Below are 265 nucleotides of genomic sequence, written 5' to 3' on the forward strand. Positions count from 1 at the left end.
GCCCGCGATCGGACTGCCCGGGTCCTCCGCCGCGGCCGGGTTGACGGTGTCGTTCGCGCCGATCACGAGGACGACGTCGGTGTCGGCGAAATCGTCGTTGATCTCGTCCAGCTCCAGCACGATGTCATACGGGACTTTCGCCTCGGCCAGCAGCACGTTCATGTGGCCCGGGAGGCGCCCTGCGACGGGGTGGATGCCGAAGCGGACGTCGATGCCCTTGTCGCGGAGTTTCCGGGTCAGTTCCGCCACCCCGTACTGGGCCTGT

The 265-nt window shown here is 67.9% G+C and carries 1 protein-coding gene; it reads right to left on the reverse strand.

Features of this window, described 5'->3' with window-relative positions:
• Positions 1-265 (reverse strand): NAD(P)(+) transhydrogenase (Re/Si-specific) subunit beta (locus WA670_RS45105; RefSeq protein WP_336162322.1); only part of this gene is annotated, 265 nt, incomplete at both ends.

Origin of the sequence: Amycolatopsis sp. VC5-11, assembly GCF_037034185.1 — a bacterium.
Lineage (GTDB): Bacteria > Actinomycetota > Actinomycetes > Mycobacteriales > Pseudonocardiaceae > Amycolatopsis > Amycolatopsis nivea.